This window comes from Hyphomicrobium sulfonivorans, assembly GCF_013306565.1.
Lineage (GTDB): Bacteria > Pseudomonadota > Alphaproteobacteria > Rhizobiales > Hyphomicrobiaceae > Hyphomicrobium_A > Hyphomicrobium_A sulfonivorans.
On the sequence record NZ_PZPO01000002.1, the window covers coordinates 399,786 to 426,511 of the forward strand.

23 protein-coding genes are annotated in these 26,726 nt (G+C 59.7%); 6 read left to right on the top strand and 17 right to left on the bottom strand.

All coding sequences use genetic code 11. The annotated features are described in order from the left end of the window. Positions 1 to 51: 51 nt before the first annotated feature. The 13 genes from C6Y62_RS16805 to C6Y62_RS06990 form a co-directional block, all read right to left on the bottom strand. Complete coding sequence (locus C6Y62_RS16805; protein ID WP_420844147.1) at positions 52 to 438, bottom strand: STN domain-containing protein; 387 nt, start codon at positions 436 to 438, stop codon at positions 52 to 54. A gap of 360 nt (positions 439 to 798) precedes the next feature. Beyond that, positions 799 to 2,352, bottom strand: a complete 1,554-nt coding sequence (gene ilvA / locus C6Y62_RS06935; protein WP_173953322.1) for a threonine ammonia-lyase, biosynthetic — start codon at positions 2,350 to 2,352, stop codon at positions 799 to 801. Positions 2,353 to 2,708: 356 nt separating this feature from the next. Continuing rightward, positions 2,709 to 3,491, bottom strand: a complete 783-nt coding sequence (locus C6Y62_RS06940) for a TorF family putative porin (RefSeq protein ID WP_173953323.1) — start codon at positions 3,489 to 3,491, stop codon at positions 2,709 to 2,711. A 163-nt stretch (positions 3,492 to 3,654) separates the two neighbouring features. After that, a complete protein-coding gene (locus C6Y62_RS06945) occupies positions 3,655 to 3,951 on the bottom strand; it encodes a hypothetical protein (RefSeq protein ID WP_068463393.1) in 297 nt (98 codons plus the stop codon). Between the two features lie 12 nt (positions 3,952 to 3,963). After that, entirely contained in the window at positions 3,964 to 4,656 is a 693-nt protein-coding gene (locus tag C6Y62_RS06950) for a tetratricopeptide repeat protein (RefSeq protein ID WP_173953324.1), read from the bottom strand. 5 nt (positions 4,657 to 4,661) lie between these two features. Continuing rightward, complete coding sequence (locus C6Y62_RS06955; RefSeq protein WP_173953325.1) at positions 4,662 to 5,786, bottom strand: Rieske (2Fe-2S) protein; 1,125 nt, start codon at positions 5,784 to 5,786, stop codon at positions 4,662 to 4,664. A gap of 86 nt (positions 5,787 to 5,872) precedes the next feature. Then, entirely contained in the window at positions 5,873 to 8,317 is a 2,445-nt protein-coding gene (locus tag C6Y62_RS06960) for a N,N-dimethylformamidase beta subunit family domain-containing protein (RefSeq protein ID WP_246274441.1), read from the bottom strand. Positions 8,318 to 8,407: 90 nt separating this feature from the next. After that, positions 8,408 to 8,848, bottom strand: a complete 441-nt coding sequence (locus tag C6Y62_RS06965; RefSeq protein WP_173953327.1) for a N,N-dimethylformamidase alpha subunit family protein — start codon at positions 8,846 to 8,848, stop codon at positions 8,408 to 8,410. Between the two features lie 70 nt (positions 8,849 to 8,918). Continuing rightward, a complete protein-coding gene (gene urtE, locus C6Y62_RS06970; protein ID WP_068463382.1) occupies positions 8,919 to 9,617 on the bottom strand; it encodes an urea ABC transporter ATP-binding subunit UrtE in 699 nt (232 codons plus the stop codon). Beyond that, entirely contained in the window at positions 9,617 to 10,363 is a 747-nt protein-coding gene (gene urtD, locus C6Y62_RS06975; protein ID WP_173953328.1) for an urea ABC transporter ATP-binding protein UrtD, read from the bottom strand. Before urtD ends, urtE begins: the two co-directional genes overlap by 1 nt. 3 nt (positions 10,364 to 10,366) lie before the next feature. Beyond that, positions 10,367 to 11,521 (bottom strand): urea ABC transporter permease subunit UrtC, encoded by a 1,155-nt coding sequence (gene urtC / locus C6Y62_RS06980; protein WP_246274442.1) that lies wholly within the window; start codon positions 11,519 to 11,521, stop codon positions 10,367 to 10,369. Continuing rightward, a complete protein-coding gene (gene urtB, locus C6Y62_RS06985; protein WP_173953329.1) occupies positions 11,518 to 12,393 on the bottom strand; it encodes an urea ABC transporter permease subunit UrtB in 876 nt (291 codons plus the stop codon). The genes urtC and urtB overlap by 4 nt, the downstream gene beginning before the upstream one ends. 92 nt (positions 12,394 to 12,485) lie before the next feature. After that, entirely contained in the window at positions 12,486 to 13,793 is a 1,308-nt protein-coding gene (locus C6Y62_RS06990) for a transporter substrate-binding domain-containing protein (protein WP_173953330.1), read from the bottom strand. A gap of 379 nt (positions 13,794 to 14,172) precedes the next feature. Between C6Y62_RS06990 and C6Y62_RS06995 the strand changes: the two genes are divergently transcribed. Genes C6Y62_RS06995 through C6Y62_RS07005 form a run of 3 tightly spaced genes read left to right on the top strand, consistent with a single transcriptional unit; the run spans position 14,173 to position 17,648 of the window. After that, positions 14,173 to 14,826 carry a LuxR C-terminal-related transcriptional regulator gene (locus C6Y62_RS06995; RefSeq protein WP_173953331.1) on the top strand — a complete coding sequence of 218 codons (654 nt, stop codon included), beginning with the start codon at positions 14,173 to 14,175 and terminating at the stop codon, positions 14,824 to 14,826. Between the two features lie 3 nt (positions 14,827 to 14,829). Beyond that, entirely contained in the window at positions 14,830 to 16,386 is a 1,557-nt protein-coding gene (locus tag C6Y62_RS07000) for a hybrid sensor histidine kinase/response regulator (protein ID WP_173953332.1), read from the top strand. A gap of 26 nt (positions 16,387 to 16,412) precedes the next feature. Further along, on the top strand, positions 16,413 to 17,648 hold the full coding sequence (locus C6Y62_RS07005) for an ABC transporter substrate-binding protein (RefSeq protein WP_173953333.1): 1,236 nt from the start codon (positions 16,413 to 16,415) through the stop codon (positions 17,646 to 17,648). A 65-nt stretch (positions 17,649 to 17,713) separates the two neighbouring features. Here C6Y62_RS07005 and glnT read toward each other — a convergent pair whose 3' ends face one another. From glnT to C6Y62_RS07025, 4 genes are all read right to left on the bottom strand, one after another. Continuing rightward, a complete protein-coding gene (gene glnT / locus C6Y62_RS07010) occupies positions 17,714 to 19,021 on the bottom strand; it encodes a type III glutamate--ammonia ligase (RefSeq protein WP_068463373.1) in 1,308 nt (435 codons plus the stop codon). 71 nt (positions 19,022 to 19,092) lie between these two features. Continuing rightward, entirely contained in the window at positions 19,093 to 20,418 is a 1,326-nt protein-coding gene (locus C6Y62_RS07015; RefSeq protein WP_068463371.1) for an FMN-binding glutamate synthase family protein, read from the bottom strand. Next, positions 20,418 to 21,104, bottom strand: a complete 687-nt coding sequence (locus tag C6Y62_RS07020) for a GltB/FmdC/FwdC-like GXGXG domain-containing protein (protein WP_173953334.1) — start codon at positions 21,102 to 21,104, stop codon at positions 20,418 to 20,420. Before C6Y62_RS07020 ends, C6Y62_RS07015 begins: the two co-directional genes overlap by 1 nt. A 1-nt stretch (position 21,105) precedes the next feature. After that, positions 21,106 to 22,002: a class II glutamine amidotransferase gene (locus tag C6Y62_RS07025; protein ID WP_173953335.1), complete on the bottom strand. Its 897-nt coding sequence runs from the start codon at positions 22,000 to 22,002 to the stop codon at positions 21,106 to 21,108. A gap of 247 nt (positions 22,003 to 22,249) precedes the next feature. Between C6Y62_RS07025 and C6Y62_RS07030 the strand changes: the two genes are divergently transcribed. From C6Y62_RS07030 to C6Y62_RS07040, 3 genes are read left to right on the top strand one after another with little or no spacing between them, the layout of a single operon-like run. Then, entirely contained in the window at positions 22,250 to 23,503 is a 1,254-nt protein-coding gene (locus C6Y62_RS07030) for an FAD-dependent oxidoreductase (protein WP_068463365.1), read from the top strand. Positions 23,504 to 23,517: 14 nt separating this feature from the next. Further along, positions 23,518 to 23,799 (top strand): sarcosine oxidase subunit delta, encoded by a 282-nt coding sequence (locus C6Y62_RS07035; RefSeq protein ID WP_173953336.1) that lies wholly within the window; start codon positions 23,518 to 23,520, stop codon positions 23,797 to 23,799. Further along, positions 23,796 to 26,726: a glycine cleavage T C-terminal barrel domain-containing protein gene (locus tag C6Y62_RS07040; RefSeq protein WP_173953337.1), complete on the top strand. Its 2,931-nt coding sequence runs from the start codon at positions 23,796 to 23,798 to the stop codon at positions 26,724 to 26,726. Before C6Y62_RS07035 ends, C6Y62_RS07040 begins: the two co-directional genes overlap by 4 nt.

Here is a 26,726-nt window from a genome sequence, read left to right on the forward strand (position 1 = left end):
AAATCGTCGCGATAATATTCCAGGCCGTAGTGCAGCTTCCAGCCCCGCCGCTCACATCAATCGTATCAAGAGATATTGCACCATCGACCGTCGCACCGGCTTCATTGCCCGCGCCCTCGCTGAATGAAATGATAACCGTGTCGTTACCGCTAACCTGAAGCTTGCACCCGTTCCGGAAAGCAGCTGCGAAAGCGCCTGATCAGCGGACAGCGTGCCTGAAACGCCCGGCGATGTACGACCCTTGGCAGTTGCCGAACTGACTGACACCTGCAAGCCCGACTGCTGGCCAAATTTCGTCAGCGCGCTGGCGAGTGGCTGGGCTGAAATTTGATACGTGCGAACCGCCGCCGTTTCCTGGTGCGCTGGTCGAAGCGATTTTCCGAGATGGCCACAGATGCACCGCTGACTACGCGATACGAAACAGCCCCCAGAACCCATTGAGTTGGATGCGGCATGGCTTGCGGTCAGGAAGTTGGAAGGCCACGCGATGTGCCACGATCCTCCCGATAAACCAGCACTTTTATGCTGGCAACAACGCGATGGCGCATCGCTCGCGACCCGTACTGGCGCCCTAGAATATAACTATACAAAAAAAAGTCATTCTTATCGATTGCGGTCAATGCATTGCCGGTCGGGGGCGAATGCCGTCGTGTCCACGTCCGGCATTTCAGTCCGTCCGGCGAAACGCACTTTAGATGCCGCGTGTCGCATTTCGCACAGATCCCTTCAGGCGCGGACGTGGCCATTGGAGAGTGTATGGCCAGTGCATATCGCGCCTCAAAGAAACGCGATCGCGCCTTAAGCCGATTGCGTCTTGGGCAGTCGGCCGTTGCCGTTGCGGTCTGACAGAAACGACGCGTAGGCCGGGTTGTCGCTTTCGTCCCAATAGGGATACGAAAGCTCGTCCAGGCTGCGTTTCAGGTCGGCGCGCTCGTGCGGTGGCACGTCGATGCCAGCCAGCACGCGGCCATAATCGGCGCCGTGATTGCGGTAATGGAACAGCGTGATGTTCCAGCGGTCGGACAGACTGTCGAGGAACTGCAGCAACGCGCCGGGCCGCTCCGGAAACTGGAAGCGGAACACCATCTCGTTGTCGAGCCCTTCGACACGGCCGCCGACCATGTAGCGCACATGCAGCTTGGCCATCTCGTTGTTGCTCATGTCAACGACGCCATAGCCGTTGTCAGCCAGTGTTGCGATGATCTGCTGCTTTTCCGTTTCGCCGTTGGAAAGCCGTACGCCGACAAAGATGTGCGCCGACTTCGGATCGGCAAAGCGATAGTTGAACTCGGTGATGGCGCGTCGGCCGAGAAGCTGGATGAAGCGGCGATAGCTGCCCGGCGTTTCCGGAATGGTCACAGACAGCAATGCTTCGCGGTGTTCGCCGATCTCGGCGCGCTCTGAGATGTGGCGCAGGCGGTCGAAGTCCATGTTGGCGCCGCTGTTGATGGCGACCAGCGTGCGATCCGACACGTCATGAGCTTCGGCGTATTGCTTCAGGCCAGCGAGAGACAGCGCGCCAGCGGGCTCGGGAACCGCGCGCGTATCCTCAAAGATATCCTTGATGGCGGAGCAGACCTCATCGGTGGTGACGGTGATGATGTCATCGAGATATTCGCGACAGATGCGGAATGTCTCTTCGCCGGCAAGGCGCACGGCGGCGCCGTCGGCGAAGAAGCCGACATGGTTCAGCAACACGCGCTCGCCGGCACGCACGGCGGCCTGCATGCACGCGGCATCATCCGGCTCAACGCCGATGATCTTGATCTCGGGGCGCAGGAACTTGGTGTAGATGGCAATACCTGCGGCCAGTCCGCCGCCACCGATCGGCACAAAAATGGCTTCGATCGGATCGGGGTGGTGACGCAGGATTTCCATGCCGATGGTGCCCTGCCCGGCGATCACATCGGGATCGTCGTAGGGATGAATGAAGACCAGCCCCTGCTCGGCTTCCAGCTTGCGCGCGTGGGCAGCGGCTTCGTCGAAATTTTCGCCATGGAGGACGACGTTGCCGCCGCGGCTGCGGACCGCCTGCACCTTGATGCCCGGCGTGGCGCACGGCATCACGATGGTGGCCTTGGTGCCCAACATGCGTGCGGACAGGGCGACACCCTGCGCATGGTTGCCTGCGGACGCGCAGATGACGCCTCGCTCCAGCGCCTCAGGCGACAGGCCGGCCATTTTGTTATACGCGCCGCGCAGCTTGAACGAGAACACCGGCTGCAGGTCCTCGCGCTTCAGAAGCACGCGGTTATGCAGCCGCTTGGAAAGGCGCGGCATGTCGTCGAGCGGGCTGTCGATGGCGACGTCATAGACGCGAGCGCCGAGGACTTTTCTGACGTAATCTTGCACGGTGGGACCTGAGGGTATGAATAATGCGGGATATGCCCCGCAACCGCAGCCGGATGCACGCTTGACTTCTCAGGCGCGGGGCTTGCCGTCAACCCGCCCGACGCAACGGCGTTCATGTTTTCTTGCAATTGGTGCCCATCCCGGGGGATGGGTGCGGCATTTGCGGCAGGAGAGTATGGGGCCAGGGTGCCGATGACGGCCTCCAGGCCTCGGGCGTAGGTACTCTGGCCAGCGGCCTGCCGATGCAACGCGTAAACAGACGCAGGCAAAAAAATGCAAGCGCCACTGGCCGGCTTGGCCAATGGCGCTCGTGTGATCGACGTTGCAGCGTTCGCGTTCGCTACCGCGCTCCGCGCTTACTTGATCTGGTTCAGCGACGTATCGAACGACAGGCTCAACAGGAAGCGGTTGCCGCACGAGTCGGCCTGGCCGATGAAAGCAACGCATTCGCTTTTCGAAAGGTCTGAGCCGGTGTAGCGCAGGTCGAGCGTCATGGCCTTGTGCGTGAAGCCCATGCCCGCATTCCAGAACGTGTAGCCCGGTGCGAAATTGCTGCCCACCCACTGATGGCCGATCTCGCCCGAAACATACGATGAGATATCGTGGGGCAGGCTTAGTTCCGGTAGTGCGCGACGGGCGAAGAACGACGAGTGGGTTCCGTCAACGCCATTGAAGCCGATGAACGAGTTCGACCAGTAAAGGTTGGCGCCGATGGTGAGATCGTCGGTGAGCGCATACTTGGCGATGCCGTAGATCTTCCAGAAATCGAGCTGATTGCCAGGGTTCTCGCCGATGTAGTCGATATAGACGTAACCGACGTCGAGCGAGAGAGCATCGAAGCTGTGGCGGATGCCGCCGTAGTAGTCGAACTCAGCGTACGGATCTGTCGCGTCGAAGTCGACATTCGATGCCCAGAAGCCAGCATAGAGACCGTTGGCGAAATTCAGCTCCATGTATCCTTGCGCGGCCGGACGACCCTGTGTCTGCGACACGCTACGCAAATTGTATTCGTTCGCAATCTTAGTTCCGAAAAGCACGTTGAACGGCAGCTGCGAAGACGAAGAATCTCCGGCAACGGCGGGCGAGACAGCGGCACACATGAGACCCGCAACCAAAAGCGAAGGCTTGTACGACGACATAGTTGGCATTCCCCTGGATCAAGAACTGACACTGAGAAAGTCTAGATGGAGTCTAGAAATAATATCTAGGAGAAATGCTGGAGTTTTTAGGATGTCGCTAGGGTAGTGGCGCGCAAATCGCAATGAGCTGAATATGTGCAGTTTTTCAAGGAAAACAGCCCATTTATGCGTCACGCTGGGGCGTGCGCTTGTAGAGGAATATATTAGCTCCGTCGCCGGGGGATGCCGCGTGGTTTACGCCGAGTTGTTCGGTCAGATAGCGATACACGATACGCGCTGCGGCGGGTGACAGCGCGGGCTTCCAAAGCCAGATGTCGTGTTCGGAATCGACCTTGGCCTGCTCGAACATCGCCTTTGGAGCATCGGGAGCGCAGCCGACATGCCACTCCGCCGGCTGTCCGCCGAATTCCTTTATGTAGCTAAGAAACTCGAACTTGATCTGCTGTGCACTGAAAACCATTGCGCGCGCCTTTCAAAAAAGACGCAGGCGCGCGTGGCGGGAAACATCGGCGGTGCGAGAACGCCAGGCTTCGACGCGAGCTGAGCCCTGACGCTTTTCATCCATCGACATTTGCGGCACGATTGCTTCGAGCGCATTAAGTGCGGTACCGACACCGTGCTGCGCGGCCAGCGTCAGCCACAGGTAGCCCTCGACGCGATCCTTCGTGACGCCGATGCCATTGACATAAAAGTATCCAAGCCGCGCCTGCGACGGATAGTGGCCGGCCTCGGCTGCAGCGCGATACCATTTGGCGGCCCGTTCATTGTCGAGCGGGATGTCCTCACCTTTGGAATACAGGGTTGCCAGATTGAACTGCGCGAACATGTCGTTCTGTTCGGCCGCTTTGGTCAGCCACGCGATGCCTTCGTTGACGTCGCGTTCAACGCCTTGCCCCATCGCCAGCATTGCGCCGAGGTTGGTCTGCGCCTGGACGTTTCCTGCTGCCGCGCTCTCACGATAGAAGCAAACCGCTGTAGGCATGGAGGCTGATACACCTTCGCCGTTGGCATACATCGCGGCAAGCCAGGCTTTGGCGTCGCCATCGCCCTGGACCGCAAGTTCGGTGAACAGCTCAAACGCTTCGGTGAATGCGCCACGCCCGTAGGCTGTCACGCCTTCTGCCAGCTTGTTGTTCTTGTCGACGGTAAGTTTGAGCGAAAGCATGGCTGTTATCCTCTCACTTGCTGAAATATCGGTTGCGCAAACGGTTTTCGCGGCGCGCGCACGGCGCGTTCCGCAAGCATCCGCTGCATCCAGTGACCTTGCTGGCTTGTTTGCAGAGGCATTGCTGCGCCGATCGTTTCCGACCTGAAGCTCGTGCCCCATCGCGACAGCTGCAGATGCTCTTCAACCGCGGCAGCGGCGCGGCGCTCTATCTCGCTGCGCCAGAACGCGGCGGCATCGTCGCGGCTGCTGTTGAAGACGAAGCAGCGACACATCGTTTGACCAAGAGCTGTTGGCTGCAGCACGATCGCGCATGTTTCAGCGCCCGCTTGGATCAGCACGAGGTTGGGGAACAGCCAGGCGAATGTTACCGGTTGCCCGTTGATTGCGCCGTGCACCAGCCGCCAGATGCCTGCATCGCTGTCAGCCTGGCTGTCGCTGCCAACCGTGCTGCTGGTGACTTCGCCGTCTGACAGATGCTTGCCAAGCAGTTTCCAGTTGGCATCGAATTCGCTCAGCCATGACGCGGACAGCGCTTGCTGCGGAGTGGTGAAGAAGCCGCCGGCTTGATCAAGAGCCTGCAATGTGTCGCCAATCGGTGACGGATAGACGTCGAGGTTGACAAGTATCATCGGCCCGAACGTAAACGTCCGCACATTGAGCAGCCGTTCAGGTCGTAGTCCGAGGTATTGTTCCATCTCCGGCGTCGCGTCACCCAGATCGCTGGCAGGAATAACGTCGCGGTCACGGCTGTAACCGCACGACGTAAATGAGCATTTGGTTTTCTTGCCGGTGCGGCATTGCAGAGGAATTGCGCGGCATCCGCCATGCTGGGCTTTGTTGAAGCGCCCGGTCAGTCCGCCGTCCTGGCGCTGCACATGGATGCCGTGATTGCCGACCGTGAATGGCAGCAGGTCGCCGTCGTTTGGAATTTGCTTTTCGCAGCCGATGACAACCCAGTCTCTGGTCCAGATCGTTTCGTCCTCAAGCATACTGAAGCGTAGCGAGCGAACGGAGATCGGCGATAGCACGCGCGCGGTGCCGAACGGAGCGCAGGCGTCGGCGTAGAACGTTGCGCTGGACAGATCGTGTCCTTCGTCGTGGAAGCCGAGGTCGGGGCGAAGCAACATGCGAAACAACCCTCCACGTTGTTATTATTCGATGGCAGAGAACCGGTGCCCGCGGACGGGGGCGCGGGCACCGGGCCGATGTGCCCTTACGTTGCCGGAGTGAGGGCAGGGCTCTCGTAGTCTGCGCGGCCGCGATGCTTCACCGCGTCAGCAGGTGGCGGCGGCAACGGGCCATCCATCATGAAGCGGTTGAGCACGTTGCCTACCAGCGTCGAGACGTTGTTTTTGCCGTTGTTCCACGGCAGCGAGCCGCAGAACGCGATCGACGAAAACGCGAAGCACGCGCCGCCGTTCGGTGTTTCGTGGAAGGCGATGTCGCCGCGCACGCGTGGATGCGTAGTGCCGTCGAGGCCCTGCTGGTTGAAGCCGAAGTCTTCCATGACGAGTAGGTAGGCTTCGGTGTGCCGGCCGGCGGACGTTGCAACCGCGAGCGTGTGTGGCGGTGAACCCAGCGTAACGTCGACGATGTCGAGTTCGAGGCCGGCGCAACCGCCGCCGACGAGGCCGAAGTTGCCGATCGGTTCGTCATAGCTGATGCCTTCGAAGGCCCACGCAACGCGCGGGTCCATGCTGTCCGGCGTGCGGCTGTAGTAGGTCGAGACGTCGAAGCCTTCGTTCGTCATGCCGACGCCGGCGACCGAGTACAGCGAGCGGCCGCGGAAGCGCCACATGCCGCCCAGTTCGCCGGTGCCCTGGTGGTAGTATTCGCCGGGTTCGGCGCGCCAGGTGCGGATGCCGGATTCGCAGCGCCGCATCTCCGTGACGACACCGCGGCCGATGCCTTCGTATGCCGGATGGAACGAATGCACCCAGTACCATGCGTCTGCGCCCATATACATCAGGCGGCCGCCGCGCTGGGTGTAGTTATGCAGCGCGTCGAGCTGCGTGCCGGAGTTGTGCTCCGGATGCGAACCGGTGATGACAACGTTGTAGTTCTCCAGACGCGCGACGCCATCGTAGGTGACATCTTCGTCGGTGATGACGTCGTATTCATATCCCATCGTCTCCAGCCAGTAGATGAGATGGAGGTCAGCGGGATACTGCCACGGCGCCTGTGCAAGGAAGTGATCGTATTTCGGCCGGATGCTGAGAATGGGCCGCAGACGCGAAGACAGGCAGATGCCCGAGCCATCGGTGTGCGTGTCGTAGATCGAACCGCCGTACTCGCGATGCTCGGCCAGGAACATGTTCTGGTGCTGCATGATCGGAACACGATATACAAACAGCTCGGCGCCGCCGGCGTTGCACGCAACGTGCTCGTTGGCATAGGCCATGTAGCTGATGGTCGGCACCATCACGGCGATCTTGGACTGCTCCTTGCCGATCTTCGGCACGACCCAGAATGGGATGTAATCTTCGTCGCCTTCGGCTGTGGTGACCTTCAGCGCATAGAAGCGGCTCTTGATGCCTTCGGCCGGAACATCCCATTCAACATCGACCTGCCAGCGCGCGTTGTCGACGTCATCGTCGTGGAAGTGGATCGCGCCATATTCCTTCTTGGCGTATTTCCAGTCGAAGTTCTGGCCGGACCAGTTGTAACCCGTCAGCGCGCGGGTCGGGCAGTTGACCAGCTTGGCGTCAAAGCGATAGGGGCCATTGTCCTTGGCGACGATGGTGTCGATGCCGTCCCAGAAATCCCAGGCTGCAACGATTGCTTCCGAGAGCGCGCCGGTTGGACCGGAGTTGCGTCGCTCCGTCAGGCCCGGCTGCGCGCCGGCTTTCATCTGTTCGATCTCGAACCGGTTTAGCGCCCTGTTGCAGATCCGCGGGCTGTCGATCTTGCCGTTGTACTTGCCGGAGAACCAAACGCCCGACGGCAACGCTGACTTCGCCAGCGGATCATCGTCGATGCGATCAACATAGGCGCCTAAGGCAACCGGCGCCGGGGTGTGAATGATCTTGGTCTTGATGTTCGCCTTCACCGGCTCAATAGCCGGATCGAGCGCATAGACAACCTGCGGCTCGTGATAGAGCACCACTTCGCCGGTTGCTGCGTCGTAGCTTGCGGCCACGAAGTGCCACGCGTGATCGCGGATCGGAACGTTGGTGGTGACCTTGTGCTCGTTGATGCGCAGCTCAAGGCAGCCCTGATCGTTGATGAACAGGCCATAGCCCTTGCCGTAACCCTGACCGCTCATCCATTTGGTGACGAGGCCCTGGGCGCCGTGCTTCCAGTAGCGCGGATGCGTCTTAGGTGTTGTCGGCCAGATCCAGCACTGCAGCGTGAAGCTGTCGACGTGGAGCTGCGGCTTGTCTTCCACATAGCCGTAAGAGCCGCCGTGGATGATCTGCTTGCGGCCTTTGTATGTGCCGGTTGCCTTGGTTTCGATCGGGCGTTCGATGAAGCCCGGGCCGCGCGGGTTGGTGTCGCCATGGATCATCTGCACGACTTCGGCCTTGAATTCCGAAGGCCCGTCGCAGTTGACGTAGAACTTGATGGTTTCGCCCGGATGAACACCGAATTTGTCAGCGTATCCGGTTAGCCTCATCGCACACATGCTCTTCTCCAGTCTGTCAGGATTTTCCCGCATGGCTTCGCCGTTCACGCACTCGGTGGAGTGCGCGGCAGGAACTTGTTTTGTCAGGTTGGGGCTGAGGCTTGCCTCAGCTCACGAAAGGCGTCAGGTCACGGGCCAATTGTCGTCGCGGCGCTTCCAGCCTTCGGCGAAGTGCTCAGGCATACCCGCCGTTTCCGGCAGTTCGTCGAGGCGCATCACGAAGATGTCGTGCTGGATTTCCTGCTCGTCGGTGTAAATCTTGTCGTTGACGAACACGGGTGGCACACCACGGATGCCCGACAGGCGGCCGATGCGCCACTCCTTGTCGATCTTCGTGCAGATGACGATCAGCTTGCCTTTGGGGGACTCGCCGCGCATACGCAGCAGTACGCGCTTCAGAACCGGATGGTCGTGCACGCCACCGGATACAACCGTAGTGTCGCCGGGGGTGCCGCACTTTAGCACCGAGAAACCTGCGACGCCCTTCATGGAGTCGACGCACTCCCTGTGCAGCCGGATCAGTTCTTCGCGCTCGGGCGTACCTTTCTTCGGGATTGAGATCATTCTTCGCTCCGTAGGTTTGGTTTTGATATTTGTCTCCGCAGAGACGAGCGGATTTAGTGTGCGGTGCGGCCTAGATCGTCATGTGCCGCTCCACCAGTTCGTCGGTCATTTCGTCAATCGGTCCCCGTGCAACGACGCGACCGTTGTCGACCATGAGGAAAGCATCACCCAGTTTGCGGGCGACCTTGATGTGCTGCTCGGTAAGGATGAGGCTGATGCCGAGTTCTTTGTTCAGCATCCGCAGAATTTCACCGATCTCATGCACGATGTTGGGCTGAATACCTTCGGTCGGCTCGTCGAGCAGCAACACCTGTGGACCGACAGCAAGTGCGCGCGCGATGGCGAGCTGCTGTTTCTGTCCACCGGATAACAGGCCCGCGCGACGATCGAGGTTTTCGCGCAGGTATGGGAAGATGCGCAGGCATAGTTCGGGTATTTCCGGTGCGCTGTCCTTGCGGGCGAACGTGCCCAGCAGGATGTTTTCGCGCACGGTGAAATCAGCAAGGATGCCGCGCCCCTGCGGGACATAGCCGATGCCGTAGCCGGCGCGCTGGTACGGTGGCTTGTTGGCGATGGCTTCGTCGCCCATGGTGATCGATCCGGTCGTGCGGTCGGTCAGCCCCATGATGGTGCGCATGATGGTTGTCTTGCCGACGCCATTGCGGCCCAGCACGCACAGGCATTGGCCCTGTTCCAGATCGAACGAGACATTGCGCAGGATCTGGGTGGCGCCGTAGTAGGATGAAACTTTGTCGAAGCTGAGCAGCATCAGGCAGCCTCCTGCTCGCCGAGATAAACAGAGCGCACGCGTGGATCGGCTTCGATCTCTTGCAGCGAGCCCTGCGCGAGAAGCGTTCCCATGTGCATGACGGTGACGACGTCGGCGATCTCGCGCACGAAGCCCATGTCGTGTTCCACCACGATTAGCGTCGTGCTCTTGCGCAGATCTTTGAAAATGCGCGCGGTCTTTTCGATCTCGCCTTCGGTCATGCCGGCAATGGGTTCATCCATCAGCATGAGACGCGGCTCCTGCATCAGCACCATGCTGATTTCCAGCCACTGCGTTTCGCCGTGCGAGAGAATGCCGGCCTTTTCGCCGAGCCGATGCGTGAGATCCGCAAGCGTTGAGATCTCGTCGATCTTCTGTTCGAGGCCCGGCACCTTGAAGCGGCACAGGTTCCAGAACGGATTGGTCTGACGGCTGTAGGCGACGGAAAGGTTTTCGCGCACGGTCAGGTCGCGTAGCACCGCCGGCACCTGGAATTTGCGACCGATGCCAGCGCGGGCGATGGCGTGTTCGTCGGCGCCGGTGATGTCTTCACCCGCGAAAGTGATCTTGCCGGAAGTCGGCTTGATGCGCCCGGTGATGAGATCCATCGTTGTCGTCTTGCCGGCGCCGTTTGGACCGACGAGGCAGCACAGTGTGCCTTCCGTAACCTCAAGGCTGAAGTCGTCGATGACCTTGATGGTGTCGAAGCTTTTGCAGAGGTGAGAGATTTCAAGCAATCCGGCCATGGCTCACTCCGAGGGAACAGGTTTGACGCCGCTGGGTTCGCGGAAGGACGTTTCTTTCGGCTTTCTGGCCAGCATGCCCAATCCGGCTTCGACCAGACTCGCAAGGCCGTTCGGCAGGAAGCGTACGACGATGATGAAGAAGCCGCCGAGGATGAGCAGCCAGGTGGAGAGGAACGCGTCGCCGAGATAGCTCTGGCCGCCCTGGATCAGGAACGCGCCGATGATGGCCCAGAGCAGTGACATGCGTCCGCCGATTGCGGCCCAGATCACCATCGAGATGCTCAAGCCGACATCGAGCTGCGCAGGCGACACATACTGCACCACCATGACCCAGAGGCAGCCGGCAACAGCGGCGATGAGGCCGGAGATTGTGTAGATGGTGGTTTCGTAGCTCGAGACGCTGTAGCCGAGGAAGCGCACGCGCTCTGCATCATCGCGGATGGCTTGCGTAACCAGGCCGAAAGAACTCTGCGTGATCAGTTTGGCGATGACGGTCGCAATCAGAAGTGCGAAGAAAACTGTCCAGTACGCAGCGGGGCTGTATGGATCGATCTGGAACGAGCCGAGCTGCAGCGGCGATGGCGGCGTGATGCCGTTGACGCCACCGGTGTAGGCCTGCTGATCCAGAATGATCGTGTAGAAGGCTGACAGCATCGCCAGTGTCATGATGGCGAAGAATGCTCCCGACACGCGGGCCTTGAACATGATTCGACCAAACACGGCGCAGAACAGCGTCGGAATGCCTACGGCGAAGATCAAGCCGCTGACCGTGTTCTGGAACGGCCACCAAAGAAACGGCAGATAGTCGAGGCCGTTGTTCAGCATGATCGGCGGGACCGGGTTTTCGGCCGTCTGCGTTTGCATCTGCATGGTCATCGCCATGCCGTATGCACCGAGACCGAATGCGATACCCTGACCGAGATTGAGAATGCCGCCGAAGCCCCAGCACAGGCTGATGGATAGCGCCAGCATTCCATATACGCCGTACGTCGCGAGCTGGTTGAGCAGGAAATCATCGTCGACGTTGAACGGGATGGCCGCCAGCGCGAGGAAGAAGAGCGTGTATGCGATCCATTGCGCGGTTTTGTTGTGATACGGGTTGCCCATCGTCGTCTTGCTGTTTGTTCCAACGCTTTTTGCTGATGTTTTCGCGTTCATCGGCGCACCCCGCCTTTTGCGAACAGGCCCTGGGGACGGAACCGCAGGAAGACAACGATCAGCAGGAAGATGACGAAGCGTGCGAAGGTGTCGTTGGTGATGAAGGCAAAGACGGACTGGAGCTCACCGGTAAAGCCACTGGCGATGACGGTGCCGGCCAATGTTCCACCGCCCGCGACAACCATGAGGAAGGCTTGCACGACGTAGCTGTCGCCCATGGTCGGGAGCACGATGTTCAGGACGCCGAACAGAGAACCGGCGACACCCGCAAGACCCGCACCGAGAGCGAACGTCATCATGTAGATGCGGCTTGAGTTGATGCCAAACGACGCGGCCATCTCTTTGTTTTGCATCACCGCGCGCACCTGGATGCCAAAGCGCGTTTTGTAGAACAGTATCCACAACGCGAGCACCAGCAGCGCGGTGACGGCAATCACGACGACGCGGAATGTCGAGATGTTTGCGAAGCCGAGCGAGATGTTTGACGAGAAGATCTCGGGCACCGCGAGATACTTCGGATCCGATCCGAAGATCAGGCGCACGCCCTGCACCAGCACGAGCGATACGCCGTAGGTTGCCAGCAGCGTGTCGAGCGGGCGATCGTACAAATATTGAATGAGCCCGCGCTCAAGTACCAGGCCGATGATCGCAACGATCACGAACGATGCGGGTATGCACAGCAGGTATGGCACACCGATGTAGTGCTGCAGCATGTAGGAGCTGTAGGCGCCGAGCATGATCAGCGCGCCGTGTGCCATGTTGATGACGCCGGCTGCGCCGTAGATGATCGTCAGGCCCAAGGCGGCTATCAGCCATATGCTTGCGATGCTGACGCCGAGAATGAGCGCGTTGAGAACTGAACCAAAATCCATCATCACCCCCTGCGACCGCAGCCGGTCGCGTATGCCGCGTCCGGATAAGGCCGCCCCGCCAGATCGGCAAGGCAGGGCGGCCTGCTCTCGCCTCAGATCACGCCCTTACGGATCTTGCCGTCCGGCGCCTTGAGGCCGTCCTTGGTGCACACGCCGGATTCGGGGTAGATGGAGAACGGATCGGGCGCGACGTGCGTGTCTGCGGACTTCAGCACCTTGAAGGTGCCGTCGCCCTGACACTGGGCAATTTTGGGCTTCAGCCAGGTGTTGAAGTTGTTTTCGTCGATCCAGACTTCGCCTTCTGGCGAGATATCATCGCCGATGCGAACGCCGCCCGAGTGATCGCGAATTGCGCGCGGAGTGACGTTCTCAAATCCGACCGCAGCAGCAGCTTTCTCAAAGCCTGCCTTGAACACGTAGGCGGAGAGATACGTCTCTTCCATGTTGTAATGGGTGACGCCGTTCTTGCCGTACTTGCTCTTCAGGAAGCCGTCGACGAACTTGTGGTTGGTCGGATTGTCGAGCGTCTGCACATAGGGTGCGGACAGGAAGTGGCCAGCACCGAATTCGGCACCCATGGCGCGCGTCTCGATCTCGCCGGTGGTCAGCGATGCGATCGGCATCTGATCGACCTTGAAGCCTTCCTGTTTGAACTGCTTGTGGAAGGCGACGTCGGAAGCACCGACGACGGTGGAAAAGATGAAGTTCGGTTTGGCGTCGCGGATCTTGTTAAGAACCGGTCCGAATTCGGAGCTGCCGAGCGGAATGTATTCCTCGCCGACCAGTTCGCCGCCAACCTGTTCAAGCCAGATCTTGGCGTTCTTGTTGGATTCCTTCGGCCAAACATAATTCGAGCCGACGAAGAAAACCCTCTTGCCGAAGTTCTCGACCATGTACGGGATCAAGTCCTTCGAATGCTGATTGGCGATCGGACCGGTGCAGATAGCGTTCTGCGTGCATTCGGCGCCTTCATAGCAGGTTGGGTAATAGAGCAGATGATCCCGCTGCATGATGGTAGGCAAAATGGCCTTGCGGCTCGCGGACGTGTAGCAGGCGAACAGCGCGATCACCTTTTCGCGCAGGATCAGCTCTTTGGTTTTTTCCGAGTAGACGCTGAAGTCGGACTTCGCGTCGACAATCACCGGTTCGACTGGAACGCCGCCGATGCCGCCGGCCTTGTTGATCTCGTCAAAGGCGTATTGAAGGACGAGCGTGGAATCTTCTTCAGGGACCGCAAGCGCGCCGGTGAGTGAAAACAGGACGCCAACCTTGAGCGGCTCTCCCTTCTTCAGCGTCGCGCCCCAGGCATCGCGTGAGCCCGGGATCCATACATGCGGCATTCCAACTGCCGCCGAAGCGGCCAAGGTGGTCGTTAGCAGTTTGCGCCGGGTAATCTTCATTTACGGGTACCCCCTGGGATCTGGCGGAGTGAGCGCGTCCCCACGACACGTTCGCTAGAATTATTTTTATAACCAGCTAGATCTAACGACTAGACAAAACGCATGAGTTGTTGCCCAAGGGGTATGCGTTTTTGCGTTTTTTCCGATGCATTCGCCGTATAAGTGTGCAGATGCGGATGGAGCGGCGATGGATGTTGCCGGGAGGGTGCAATGGGTGGAGAGCCGCCCGCAGGCCTTCAGAAATTGCGGGCGTTCGCTTGGAATCAGCGGCAAAGTGTGACCATTGTGGAATCTGGGCAGTGGTTAATCGAAGGTCAGCGCTGGGCGCCTCGCATCTAGAGGCTCTGGCTGATGCAACGAGCTAGCGAGCGATTAAACGATGAAGGTCATTATCGCGGACGACCACTGGGTGGTCAGGCAATCCCTCAAGCAGGTGATGCGTAGACTGAACCAGACGCTCGAAACCTACGAGGCGGAAACCTTCGGCGAATTGACCGCGCTTTTGGGCAAGCACCCGGATACGAGCCTGGTGTTGCTCGACCTGGTGATGCCAGGGTTTGAGGAGCTGGGCGGCCTGCGGGCGCTGCGAACCAAGTTTCGAGATGTCCCGGTTGTGATCGTTTCCGTGCATGAAGATGTTGAGTATGTTATCCGCTCGGTGGAGCAGGGCGCGATCGGCTACATTCCGAAATCATCCGATGGACCCGAGATCGAGCGCGCGTTGGAGCGTGTTCTGGCGGGCGAAGTTTCGTTTCCGCGACGCATCCTTGAGCGTTCCCGATCCTCGTCACCGCCGCCGCCAAAGACGCAGGCATCCAGCGCTCGCGATGTCGACACGCTGACGGAGCGCGAGCGCGATGTTCTCTCCCTGCTGGGCAGCGGTTCATCCGTGAAAAACATCGCCGAGAAGCTGGGGCTCAGCAGCCAGACCGTGCGCATCCATATCGGCAATGCAATGAAGAAGCTCAATCTCCCGGACCGGACGAGCGCCGTGCATTATGCCGTGACGCACTTCGGCCGCGCGTCAGTTTAATCGATGCGGGATGCCTCCGATCGCCACTCTGTCAATGATGCTCGGCTTGCTGCCATCTGGGCAGGGCTTGATGCGACCGACGATGGCATATTCGTTTGGTCGGCAGAGCGCGTGCTCGTTTTCATCAACGAGGGGTTTCGCCGCAACTGGGATCTGCCGGTTTGCGCCGGCATGAATTATGAAGAATACGCTTCGCTTATCGCGCATTCGCAGGAGTGGATGATCCCGGGCGGACCGGATGAGCGGCTTCAGAATACACTCAACAATTTCGGCGTCGCGACGGATGCCGATTATGAGTGCGCGTCAGGGCATATCGTGCATGTCCGGCAGCGGCCGTCGGCACAGGGCGGCATGGTCGTTACATTCACCGATGTGACCGCGATCAAGCGCAACGAACGGGAGTTGCGCGAGGCGAAGGAAGCTGCCGAAGCGATGGATGAGGCGAAGTCGCGCTTTCTGCGCGCCGCCAATCATGATCTGCGCCAGCCACTCGCATCCCTGAAAATCCTGATTTACAGCTGCGTGCGCGAGCAGGATGACGAAAAGCGCGCAGAGATGTTGCACGCGATGGGCGTGGCGACATCGATCATGGAAGATCTGCTCGGCGCTCTGCTGCAAATCGGTCAGCTCGATGCTGGACGCGTACAGCCGCGCATCACCTCGTTTCAGCTTTCCGAGCTGTTCGAGCGCCTGCACATTCAGTTCAATCATCAGGCGTCGGAGAAAGGGTTACGGCTTCGGTTCGTGGCACCTAGCAAGACCGTTGCAACCGATCGCGCGCTGCTGGAACGTATCCTCAGCAACTTCGTCGGCAATGCGATCCGCTTTACTGAGCTTGGCGGTGTTCTCGTGGGTTGCCGCAAAGAGGGGCACGGTCTGCGCATCAACGTTATCGATACCGGGCGCGGTATCCGTCAGGAGGATTTCGGCCGCATATTCGAAGAATTCTATCGCGTCACCGACAACAACCAGATCCAGAAAAAGGGGCTGGGGCTCGGGCTCAACATCGCGAAGCGACTGGCGGATCTGCTGGAACTCCCGATTGGATTGCGTTCCGAGGTCGGCAGCGGATCAACGTTTTCAGTATGGGTGCCGCTGGGTAACATCTGGCACAGCAATATCAGCGCCGAGGTGGACATCAGCGAGACCGTCGCGGGTGAGTTTGCCGGCATACCGATGTTGCTCATTGAGGACGACGATTTCCTGCGTGAGTCCATGACGCAGCTTCTGCGGCGCTGGGGCATCGATGTGCATGCCGCAGCCAATGAGGATGAAGCACTGGAACTGGTTGCGGATGGCGAGATCGTACCGCGCATGATCATTGCGGACTACAATCTCGAAGTACGCACCGGGCCGGATGTGATCGCAGCAATTCGCGCGGCGACCGGGGAAGAAACGCCGGCCATTATCGTGACGGCGGATGCCGAACCGCGGGTGATTGCCGGCATCCGCGAGGCCGGTATCCCGGTTCTGATCAAGCCGGTCAGCCCGCCGCGACTGCGCGTGATGATGCACAATCTGCTTTTTGAACCTGATCTTTTGAAATCGGCCGACATCTGAAACCGCCAGCGAAGGACAGCTCTTACGTGGATGATCGCTCCAAGCCCGTTCCGATCGGGAGCATGGTTCCGCTTACAGGCCCGTCCGCTGCGGATGGCGCCGAATTCCGCAATGGCATGATCTTGGCCTGCGAGGAGCTGAATGCGCGCGGCGGGCTTTTCGGGCGGCCGTTTCAGCCCATCTTTGCCGATACCTGTCGCCAGACCGCCAAGGAAGTCGTGACCGCCGCGCGCTGGCTGATCGAGAAGCATCAGGTTCATGCGATCATCAACGGCTATAATATCGGCGCGCAGAATTCCGAATACGAGCCGATAGCCGATGCCGGCATCATTTACGTGCATGCCAACACGCTGCTGCAACACCACGACACGGTGATGAGCGATCCGCAGCGGTATTTCGGCTGCTTCATGGCCGATCCGGCTGAATACTGGTATGGACCGGGCTTCATCAAGTTTCTGTCGTGGTTGCGCGATACCGGCCAGTGGATTCCAAAATCAGATCGTATTGCGATTATTTCGGGATCGACGCCGTATAGCATCGTCATCGCCAATGCGATGGCCAACTCAGCTGCAAGTTTTGGCTGGAAGGTGTGCTTCGGTCCGAAGATCGTACAGACGCCGACAAGCCAGTGGCGCGATGTCATTGAGGAGGTGCGGGCGAGCGACCCTGCCGTGCTCGCCAACACGCATTTCTATGCCGGCGACCTGGCGTACTTTCAGCGCCAGTTCGTGGAAAACCCGATCGATTGCCTGGTTTATCTGCAATACGGCGCGGTTCACCGCACCTTCACGGATATCGCGCAGGAAGCGAGCGTGGGCGTGATCGTATCGTCGATCGTTGGGCTGCTGCGCGACGAGATGGGCAAGCGGTTCGAGGAGCGTTACACGGCGCGCTTTGGTTCGGGCTCGACGGCTTCCATCGGATGCCAGTCCTACAGCAATATGCATCACTATGCGGTTGCGGCGGCGATGGCCGGGGGCTCCGGTGCGCCCGGCAATTTTGAGCAGAACAGGAAGGTGGCGTTCGCGTTGCGCGGCATGATCTATCGCACTGTGCATGGCACGATCCGCTATCATCCCGATTGGCAGGCGGTCGTGCCTTATCCCGTAGTTACGCGCGATCCGTCGCTTGGCATGCCGCACATTTTTTATCAGATCCAGGATCTGAAAGAGCGGCTGTCGATGATCGCGCCAGAGCCATACAACACGGAGCGCTTCGTCTATCCGCCGTGGATGAGCAAGGGTGCGCCGCGCCGTCTGTGATCGTGAGCGTACAAAAAAGGGAGCCGCCCCAAGAGACGACCCCCGATCAAAACGTTTTGACAAGCTCAAACGTCGAGCGTGTTTTCGCGCTCCCACTGGGTGAAGTGAGACGCATAGGCGTTCCACTCGGTATTCTTCAGCTTCACATAGGCGTTCGCAAACTCGTTGCCGAGCGCGCTTTTCAGTTCACTGTCCTTATCGAAGCTGCGCAGGGCATCGAGCAGGTTCAATGGCAGCTTCGGCGCGTCCGTCACCGTATGGCCGAGCTGATACATATCGATGTCGTAGCGTTTGCCTGGATGTGCCTTGCGCGCGATGCCGGAAAGGCCAGCCGCGATCACCGAAGCCTGTAGCAGATACGGGTTCGCCGCGCCGTCCGGCAGACGAAACTCGAAGCGGCCCTTGCCTGGCACGCGCACCATGTGTGTGCGGTTGTTACCGGTCCACGTGACCGAATTGGGTGACCACGTGGCGCCGGAGATGGTGCGCGGCGCATTGATGCGCTTGTAGGAGTTGACCGTCGGGTTGGTGATCGCTGCCAGCCCTTCGGCGTGGCGCATGATGCCGCCGAGGAAATTGTAGCCCTGCTGCGACATGCCAACTTCATCAGTATTGTCGAGGAACATGTTCTGCGTGCCGGTTTTATCCCAAACCGAAATGTGCACGTGGCAACCGTTTCCGGTGAGGCCGGAAAACGGCTTCGGCATGAACGTGGCGCGCAGGCCATGCTTCTCGGCGATCGACTTGACCATGAACTTGAAGAACGAATGCCGGTCTGCGGTGATGAGCGCATCATCGAAATTCCAGTTCATTTCGAACTGGCCGTTGGCATCTTCGTGATCGTTCTGATACGGCCCCCAGCCGAGTTCCTGCATGTAGTCGCAAATTTCGGCGATGACGTCGTAGCGGCGCATCAACGCCTGCTGATCGTAACAGGGCTTTGCGGCAACGTCCTTGCTGTCGGAGATGGCGGTTCCATCGACGTTGATCAGAAAGTATTCGCACTCAACGCCGGTTTTGATGCGCAGGCCCTGACTTTCGGCGTCCGCCAGCACCTTTTTGAGAACTACGCGTGGAGCTTGCGCGACGCGCTTGTCGTCCATCACGCAATCGGCCGCCAGCCACGCAACATCCTTCTTCCACGGCAGTTGGATGAGCGTTGAAGGATCCGGCACGCCGAACATGTCGGGATGCGCAGGCGTCATGTCCAGCCAGGTCGCAAAGCCCGCAAAGCCCGCGCCGTCTTTCTGCATGTCGGCAATGGCGGATGCCGGAACCAGCTTGGCGCGCTGACCGCCGAACAGATCGGTGTAGGAAATCATGAAGTAGCGGATGCCGCGCTCTTTCGCGACTTGTGCCAGGTCCTGTGACATGTCTTCTCTCAATTCCTCAGCTAACTGCGGCAGTTCCAGAGATTGTCTTTTCCAGAAATCGAAAGACATGCTCACAATCCCTGTCCCGGTATCCAACTCGTGCCTGCCAGTGGCACGCGAGCCATGGCGGCGGCTTCAATCGTGAGCGCGCACAGATCTTCAGGCTCAAGATTGTGTACGTGGTTGTGCCCGCAGGCGCGCGCGATGGTTTGCGCTTCCAGCGTCATGACCTTGAGGTAGTTTGCGAGGCGTCGCCCGGCGAGTTCTGCATCAAGGCGTGTTGCAAGTTTTGGGTCTTGCGTTGTTATGCCGGCCGGATCGCGGCCCTCGTGCCAATCGTCGTAGGCTCCCGCCGTTGTGCCGAGTGCCTGATATTCGCTTTCCAGCGCTGGATCGTTGTCACCGAGAGCAACGAGCGCCGCAGAGCCGATTGCAACGGCATCGGCCCCGAGTGCGAGTGCCTTTGCAACGTCCGCTCCATTGCGGATGCCGCCGGAGACGATGAGCTGCACCTTGCGATGCATGCCAAGATCCTGCAGCGCCTGCACGGCCGGACGGATGCATGCGAGTGTCGGCTGGCCGACATGCTCTATGAACACTTCCTGCGTTGCCGCCGTGCCGCCCTGCATGCCGTCGACGACGACAACATCGGCACCGGCCTTCACCGCCAGCGCAACATCATAATAGGGACGCGCACCGCCAACCTTGATGTAGATCGGCTTTTCCCAGTCGGTGATCTCGCGCAGCTCTAAGATCTTGATTTCAAGATCGTCCGGGCCGGTCCAGTCGGGATGACGGCATGCCGAGCGTTGATCGATGCCCTTGGGCAGCGTGCGCATCTCAGCGACTCGATCGGAGATCTTCTGGCCGAGCAGCATGCCGCCGCCGCCGGGCTTCGCACCCTGGCCGACGACAATCTCAATGGCGTCCGCCTTGCGCAGATCGTCTGGGTTCATGCCGTAGCGCGAGGGCAGATACTGGTACACCAGCGTTTTGGAATGGCCGCGCTCTTCCGGCGTCATGCCGCCGTCGCCGGTGGTGGTTGATGTGCCGGCGATGTTTGCGCCGCGTCCAAGCGCTTCCTTCGCGTTGCCGGAAAGCGCGCCGAAGCTCATGCCCGCAATGGTGATCGGGATCTTGAGATGGATCGGCTTCTTGGCGAAGCGTGTACCCAGCACGACCTCTGTGGAGCATTTCTCGCGATAGCCTTCGAGCGGATATCGCGACATCGATGCGCCGAGAAACAGCAGGTCGTCGAAGTGCGGAAGCTTGCGCTTCGCGCCCGCACCGCGAATGTCATAAATTCCGGTGGTGGCGGCGCGGCGGATTTCAGAAAGGGTGTAATCGTCGAACGTGGCCGACTTTCGCGGCGTGGTTGGCGGGTTGTGATAGCTCATCAGTAGGCGTCCGCGTTGTCGATGTTGAAGTTGTAAAGTTTGCGCGCTGATCCGTAGCGCCGGAATTCACTGGGCTTCACGCCAGTGATTCCGGAGCGCTGCAGCAGGTCTTCGAGCAGTTCGAGATGCTCATCGCGCATCTCTTTCTCGACGCAGTCGGCGCCCAGGCTCTGCACATTGCCGCGCACGAACAGGCGCGCTTCATAGATGGAATCGCCGAGCGCATCGCCCGCATCGCCGAGAACGACAAGGTTGCCTGTCTGCGCCATGAACGCCGACATGTGGCCGATGCTGCCCTTGACGACGATGTCGATGCCTTTCATCGATATGCCGCAGCGGGATGCTGCATTGCCTTCCACCACCAGCATGCCGCCGCGTCCGGTTGCGCCGGCGTACTGGCTGACGTCACCTTTGATGACGACCTTGCCGGACATCATATTTTCGGCGACGCCGGGGCCGGCAGAACCGTGAACTGTTACGGTCGCCTGCTTGTTCATGCCGCCGCAGTAGTATCCAACAGGGCCGCGGATATCGACGCTGACGGGTGCATCAATGCCGACCGCTACGGCGTGGCGCCCATCCGGGTTCAGCACTTCCCATTCGGTTTCGTTGTTGCCTTCGGCCAGGGCGTGCAGGGATTGGTTCAGTTCGCGCAGCGGCGTTGTAGAAAGATCTATCGCTGGCATATCAGCGCTCCCAGAAGTAGACGGTTGCAGGCTCGGGTTCCCAGACCTTGGCGGTGTCAATGCCCGGTAAGCCGACGAGAGCGCGGTATTCAGAACCGAACGCGACGTAGTCGTCGGTTTCAGCCAGCACGGCGGGCTTGCATGCGATGGGATCGCGAAGAACGCCGAAGCCGTTCTTGGTGCCGACGACGAAGGTGAAGAATCCGTCGAGATCGTCGAGGCTTTTCTCAAGCGCCTGCCCGAGATCCAGGCCCTGCTTCATGCGCCAAGTCAGATAAGCAGCAGCAACTTCGCTGTCGTTCTGCGTTTCCAGCTGAATGCCGTCGTGGGCAAGTGAACGGCGGAGGTTGTTGTGGTTCGACAGCGAGCCATTGTGCACGAGGCATTGATCGGGGCCGGTAGAAAACGGATGCGCACCGAGAGTGGTGACGGCTGACTCGGTTGCCATGCGCGTGTGGCCAATGGCGTGCGTACCCTTCATGCCCTTGAGTTCGAAGCGCTCCGAAACGGCTGTCGGGTAGCCCACTTCCTTGTAAATCTCGATCGCTTCACCGACACCCATAACGCGCACTGACGGCGCCAGCCGACGTACGGCGGCGCGGATGGTATCGAGTTCGTCACGCCGACATGTCAGCACGGCATGAGTGGCGCGCTGAGTAAGCTTCACAGCGCCAGCGATTTCATTTTCGAGAGCTTTGGCGAGGGCTGGGAAGTCGATCTCGGGAGAGGAAGACTGCAGCGTAATCTTTGCTTCGCCGTCTAGTGATTGTCCGTAGACGGCAAATCCTGCCGAGTCCGGTCCGCGCTCGCACATCGTGGCGAGCATCGCTGAAGTTAAAGCGCCGAGCTGAGGCTCGAGAGCTTCATTCTTCAGGAACAGTCCAACAATTCCGCACATCCGGTGCACCTGATGAGTTTGATCTTGATGCGATGGACGGTAACAGCGCGAATACATCAATTCAACTGTGATGAATAATATTTTCCTGACAGTATAGTGGGCAACTGCCCAAAATTATTGCAGCGAGAAGCCTACATCTTGGACTTGAATGACCGGAAACATTTTTGCATTTTAGGAATGGAAAGATCGCATCCCCAATGCTCGCTGCACGCGGGCAAGACATCTCAGCCAAAGGCATCCATCGTCCATGCCGTTTGCCCTTCTGAAATACGCCACGCGCTCCGCCTTCAAAGGTGATCACGCGGCAGAGCGCCACTTCCGCTTAAGTCCAGATCTGAAACCAACGTATGACGTCGTGATTATCGGTGCCGGTGGGCATGGCCTGGCGGCGGCCTACTATCTCGCGACACGACATGGCATCACCAACATCGCCGTGCTCGACAAAGGCTGGCTTGCAGGCGGCAACACCGCGCGCAACACAACGATCGTGCGCGCCAATTATCTGACGCCGGAAGGTGTCGCGTTCTACAAGGAATCGGTCGATCTGTTTCGCTCGCTTTCGAACGAACTTGACATCAACGTGATGTACACTGAGCGCGGGCATTTCACGCTTGCTCACACCGACGCAGCGATGAACACGGCGCGTTGGCGTGCGGAAGTGAACAAGCACATGGGCGTGTCGTCGGAGGTGATTGGGCCGGACGATGTCAAGCGTATCTGTCCCACGATCAATGTGTCGGATGATGTGCACTATCCCATCATGGGCGCGCTGTATCATCCGCCCGGCGCCATCGCGCGGCATGATGCCATGGCCTGGGGATACGCGAAGGAAGCGGCGCGCCACGGTGTAGAGATTCACACCCAGACCGGTGTCAATCGCATTCTGATCGAGAACGGTCGGGCGGTGGGCGTAGAAACAAATCGCGGCACGATACATGCCGGTCGCGTTTTGCAGGCGGTTGCTGGCTCATCTAGCGTTGTCGCCAACATGGCGGGGCTAAAGCTGCCCATCCGCACCATTCCGCTGCAGGCCTGCGTATCGGAGCCGGTAAAGCCGATCCTCGATCAGATCGTCGTGTCGGGGTCGCTGCACGTTTACATTTCGCAATCGGCGCGCGGCGAGATGGTAATGGGCGGTGCAACGGACGCCTACGGCCTTTACTCCACCCGCTCGACGCTGGACTTCAAGGAAAGTCTGATGGCGCACATGCTGGAGTTGTTTCCGTTCATGGGCGAACTCAAGGTGCTGCGGCAGTGGGCGGGCATGGCCGACATGACGCCGGATTTCTCGCCAGTCATGGGGCTCACGCCGATTGAGAACTTCTTCATCGATGCCGGTTGGGGCACGTGGGGCTTCAAGGCAACGCCGGTCTCCGGCTTGCGCATGGCCGAATGCGTAGCAACCGGCCGCCAACCTGATCTGCTCAAGCCATTCGCGCTCGACCGCTTCGGATCATTCGATCTGGTCGGCGAAAAGGGCGCGGCCTCGGTCGGGCATTGAGAGGAAAATCACGCATGAAGATCATGATTTGCCCGGTGAACGGGCCGCGCAACATTGCCGAGTTTGCGTGGGGCGGTGAAGTGAAGCCTGATGTCGATCCGGTGACATGCACCGATCAGGACTGGACCGACCATCTGTTCCTCGAAGCGAACATCGCCGGCATCGTCACCGAATGGTGGCTGCACACACCGACGAACACCTGGTTCATCGCCCGGCGCAACACGCTGACCGACGAAATCCTCGAGACCATGACGCTTGACGCATATTACACGCGCGAAGGGGCAATCTCCGCATGACAGGCTCTTCCAATAAAGTGAGTGCGCGTCTTGACGGTTCGGAGTGGGGGCTGCTCATCGACAAAAACGCGCCGCTGGCTTTCACGTTCGATGGCAAGCTGCATATGGGCTATGCGGGCGATGTGATTGCGTCGGCGTTATATGCCGGCGGGCAGCGCCTGCTGTCGCGTTCGTTCAAGTATCACCGCCCTCGCGGTGCGCTGACCATGAGCGGGCATGACGCCAACACGATCGTTCAGGTGGCGGATGAGCCGAATGTCCGTGCAGATCGATACAACCTGCGTGATGGAATATCGGTTGCCTCGGTCAACAGGCTCGGTTCGCTCAACTTCGACATGCTTGCCGTGATGGGCGCATTCAAGCGCTTCCTGCCCGTCGGCTTCTATTACAAAACGTTCTTCCGCCCAAAAGGCATTTGGCCCTGGTTTGAAAAGCCGATCCGGCACATGGCTGGGCTCGGCTATCTGGAGCCTGCAGCGAAGCCACGATCCTATGACAAGGCGTACAAGTTTGCTGACGTACTCGTGGTGGGTGGCGGTGCCGCCGGCATTGAAGCTGCGCTTGCGGCCGCCGAGAGCGGCGCGGAAACACTGCTGATTGACGAGTGGGCAGAGCTGGGCGGATCGCTGCTTTATGGTCGCGGCGAGTTTTCGCGTGGTCTCACCGATGAGGTGCGGCGCGAGCTGCTGGCGCGCGTGCAGCAAGCGGAAAATCTGCAGGTGATGACGGGAATGACAGTCAGCGGCGTGTTTGCCGACAACTGGGTTTCAGCGCTCGACGCCAAGCGGCTTTACAAGATCCGCGCCAAGCAGATCGTGCTTGCAACGGGTGCGTTTGAACAGCCGCTTGTGTTTCCCAACAACGACCGGCCGGGCATCATGTTTGCAAGCGCGGCGCAGCGTTTGATGCGTCTTTACGGCGTTTGTCCCGCTAATCGCGCGGTTATCGCAACCAGCAATCGCTTCGGATATGAGGCGGCGCTGGATCTGCTCGATGCGGGTGTGTCAGTGGCGGCGGTTGTAGATCTGCGCGCGAAACCTGAAGCCGGCATGGTGGAAGATGCCGTGCGCGCGAGTGGGGTGCGCGTTTTGACAGGAGCCATGCCGGTCAACTCGAAAGGACGTCGTGGCATCACGAGTGTCGCCATTGCGCGTATCGTAGACGACGGAAAAGCGACGGGCCCAGCTCATTGGATCGATTGCGATGCGCTGTTGATGGCGGTGGGATTCGCGCCCCAGCTTAATCTGGCGTGCCATGCCGGTGCGCGTGCGGTGTATGACGCTGAAACCAACATGCAGCGGGCCGAGGGTGTGCCGGACGGCATTACGCTTGCCGGTTGCGCGGCCGGACACTGGGACGCAACGGATGCCCGCGCTGGTGGCGCAGCGGCGGGAAAACGGGCCGCGGCCCGCGCGAAAGATGCAAGCGCCGTCGGCGATGATCCGCTACTGACATCGACGGCAAGCGCCAGCAACATCTCACATCCCTATCCGATTTTCAGCGCAGCAACCGGCAGCAACTTCGTCGACTTCGACGAAGATCTGACCGTCAAGGATATCGTCAACACGGTGAAGGACGGTTATGACGACATCCAGCTCGTAAAACGATATTCAACCGCCGGGCTCGGGCCGAGTCAGGGCCGACACGCCAACGTCAACACCATTCGTATTGTTGCGCGCGAGATCGGCAAGCCCGCTGCTGCAATCGGCACGACAACCTACCGGCCGCCGCTGGTGCCGGAGAAATTCGGTATGTTGGCGGGGCGCGCTTTTGAGTCCCGGCGTCTCACGGCGATGCATCATCGGCATGTCGAGCTCGGCGCTCAGATGATGAGTGCGGGGCTTTGGATGCGACCCCGCTATTACGGCGGCAAAACCGACGCTGAACGCTCAATCGCGCGTGAGGTGGAAGTGGTTCGGCGCGGCGTTGGCATGATCGACGTGTCGACACTCGGCAGCCTTGAAGTGCGCGGGCCGGATGCGGCTGCATTCATGGACCGCGTTTATACGTGGGCATATGAAAAGCAGCCCATCGGACGCGCACGTTATGCGCTGATGACCGATCAGACCGGCGTCATCATCGATGACGGCGTTGCCGCGCGTCTTGGTGAGCGCCACTACTACGTGACGGCGACGACAGGCGCGGTGGATCAGGTTTACCGCCAGATGTCGTGGTTCAACGCCCAATGGCGGATGGATGTCGATGTTGCCAACGTCACGGCGGCCTACGCGGGTATCAATCTCGCCGGACCGCAGGCGCGCGCCGTGATTGAGACGCTGGCAAGCGACATCGATTTTTCTGCGGCGGCTTTTCCATACATGGCGGTGCGTACGGGCACACTGGCGGGGATCCCCGTCCGCATCCTGCGTGTCGGTTTCGTGGGTGAGCTTGGCTACGAGATCCATTGTCCATCGGGGCAGGGCGAAGCGCTGTGGGACAAGCTCATGCAGGCTGGCAAGCCGTTCGGCATTCGCCCATTCGGTGTCGAAGCGCAGCGCATTCTGCGGCTTGAGAAAGGCCACATCATCGTCGGTCAGGACACGGACGGGCTTACGCATCCCGCTGAAGCCAACATGGAGTGGGCGCTCGGTAAGAAGAAGCCGTTTTACATCGGCAAGCGAGCGGTCGACATGCAGATGGCAAAGGGTGTCGCGCGCAAGCTCGCTGGCTTCGCTTTGGTGGATAGCGCTGCGCCGATGCCGAAGGAGTGTCATCTCATTATCCGCGATGGCGACATTGCAGGGCGCGTTACGTCCGTCACGCGGTCGCCGACGCTCGGCAAGGTCATCGGTCTGGCTTACGTGCCACCCGAACTTGCACAGCCGGGCAGTCGCTTTGAAATCCGTGTGGATGGCGGGCAAATGGTTATGGCGGAGACCGTTGTCACGCCATTTTACGATCCTGAAAACGCACGGCAGGAGCTGTGA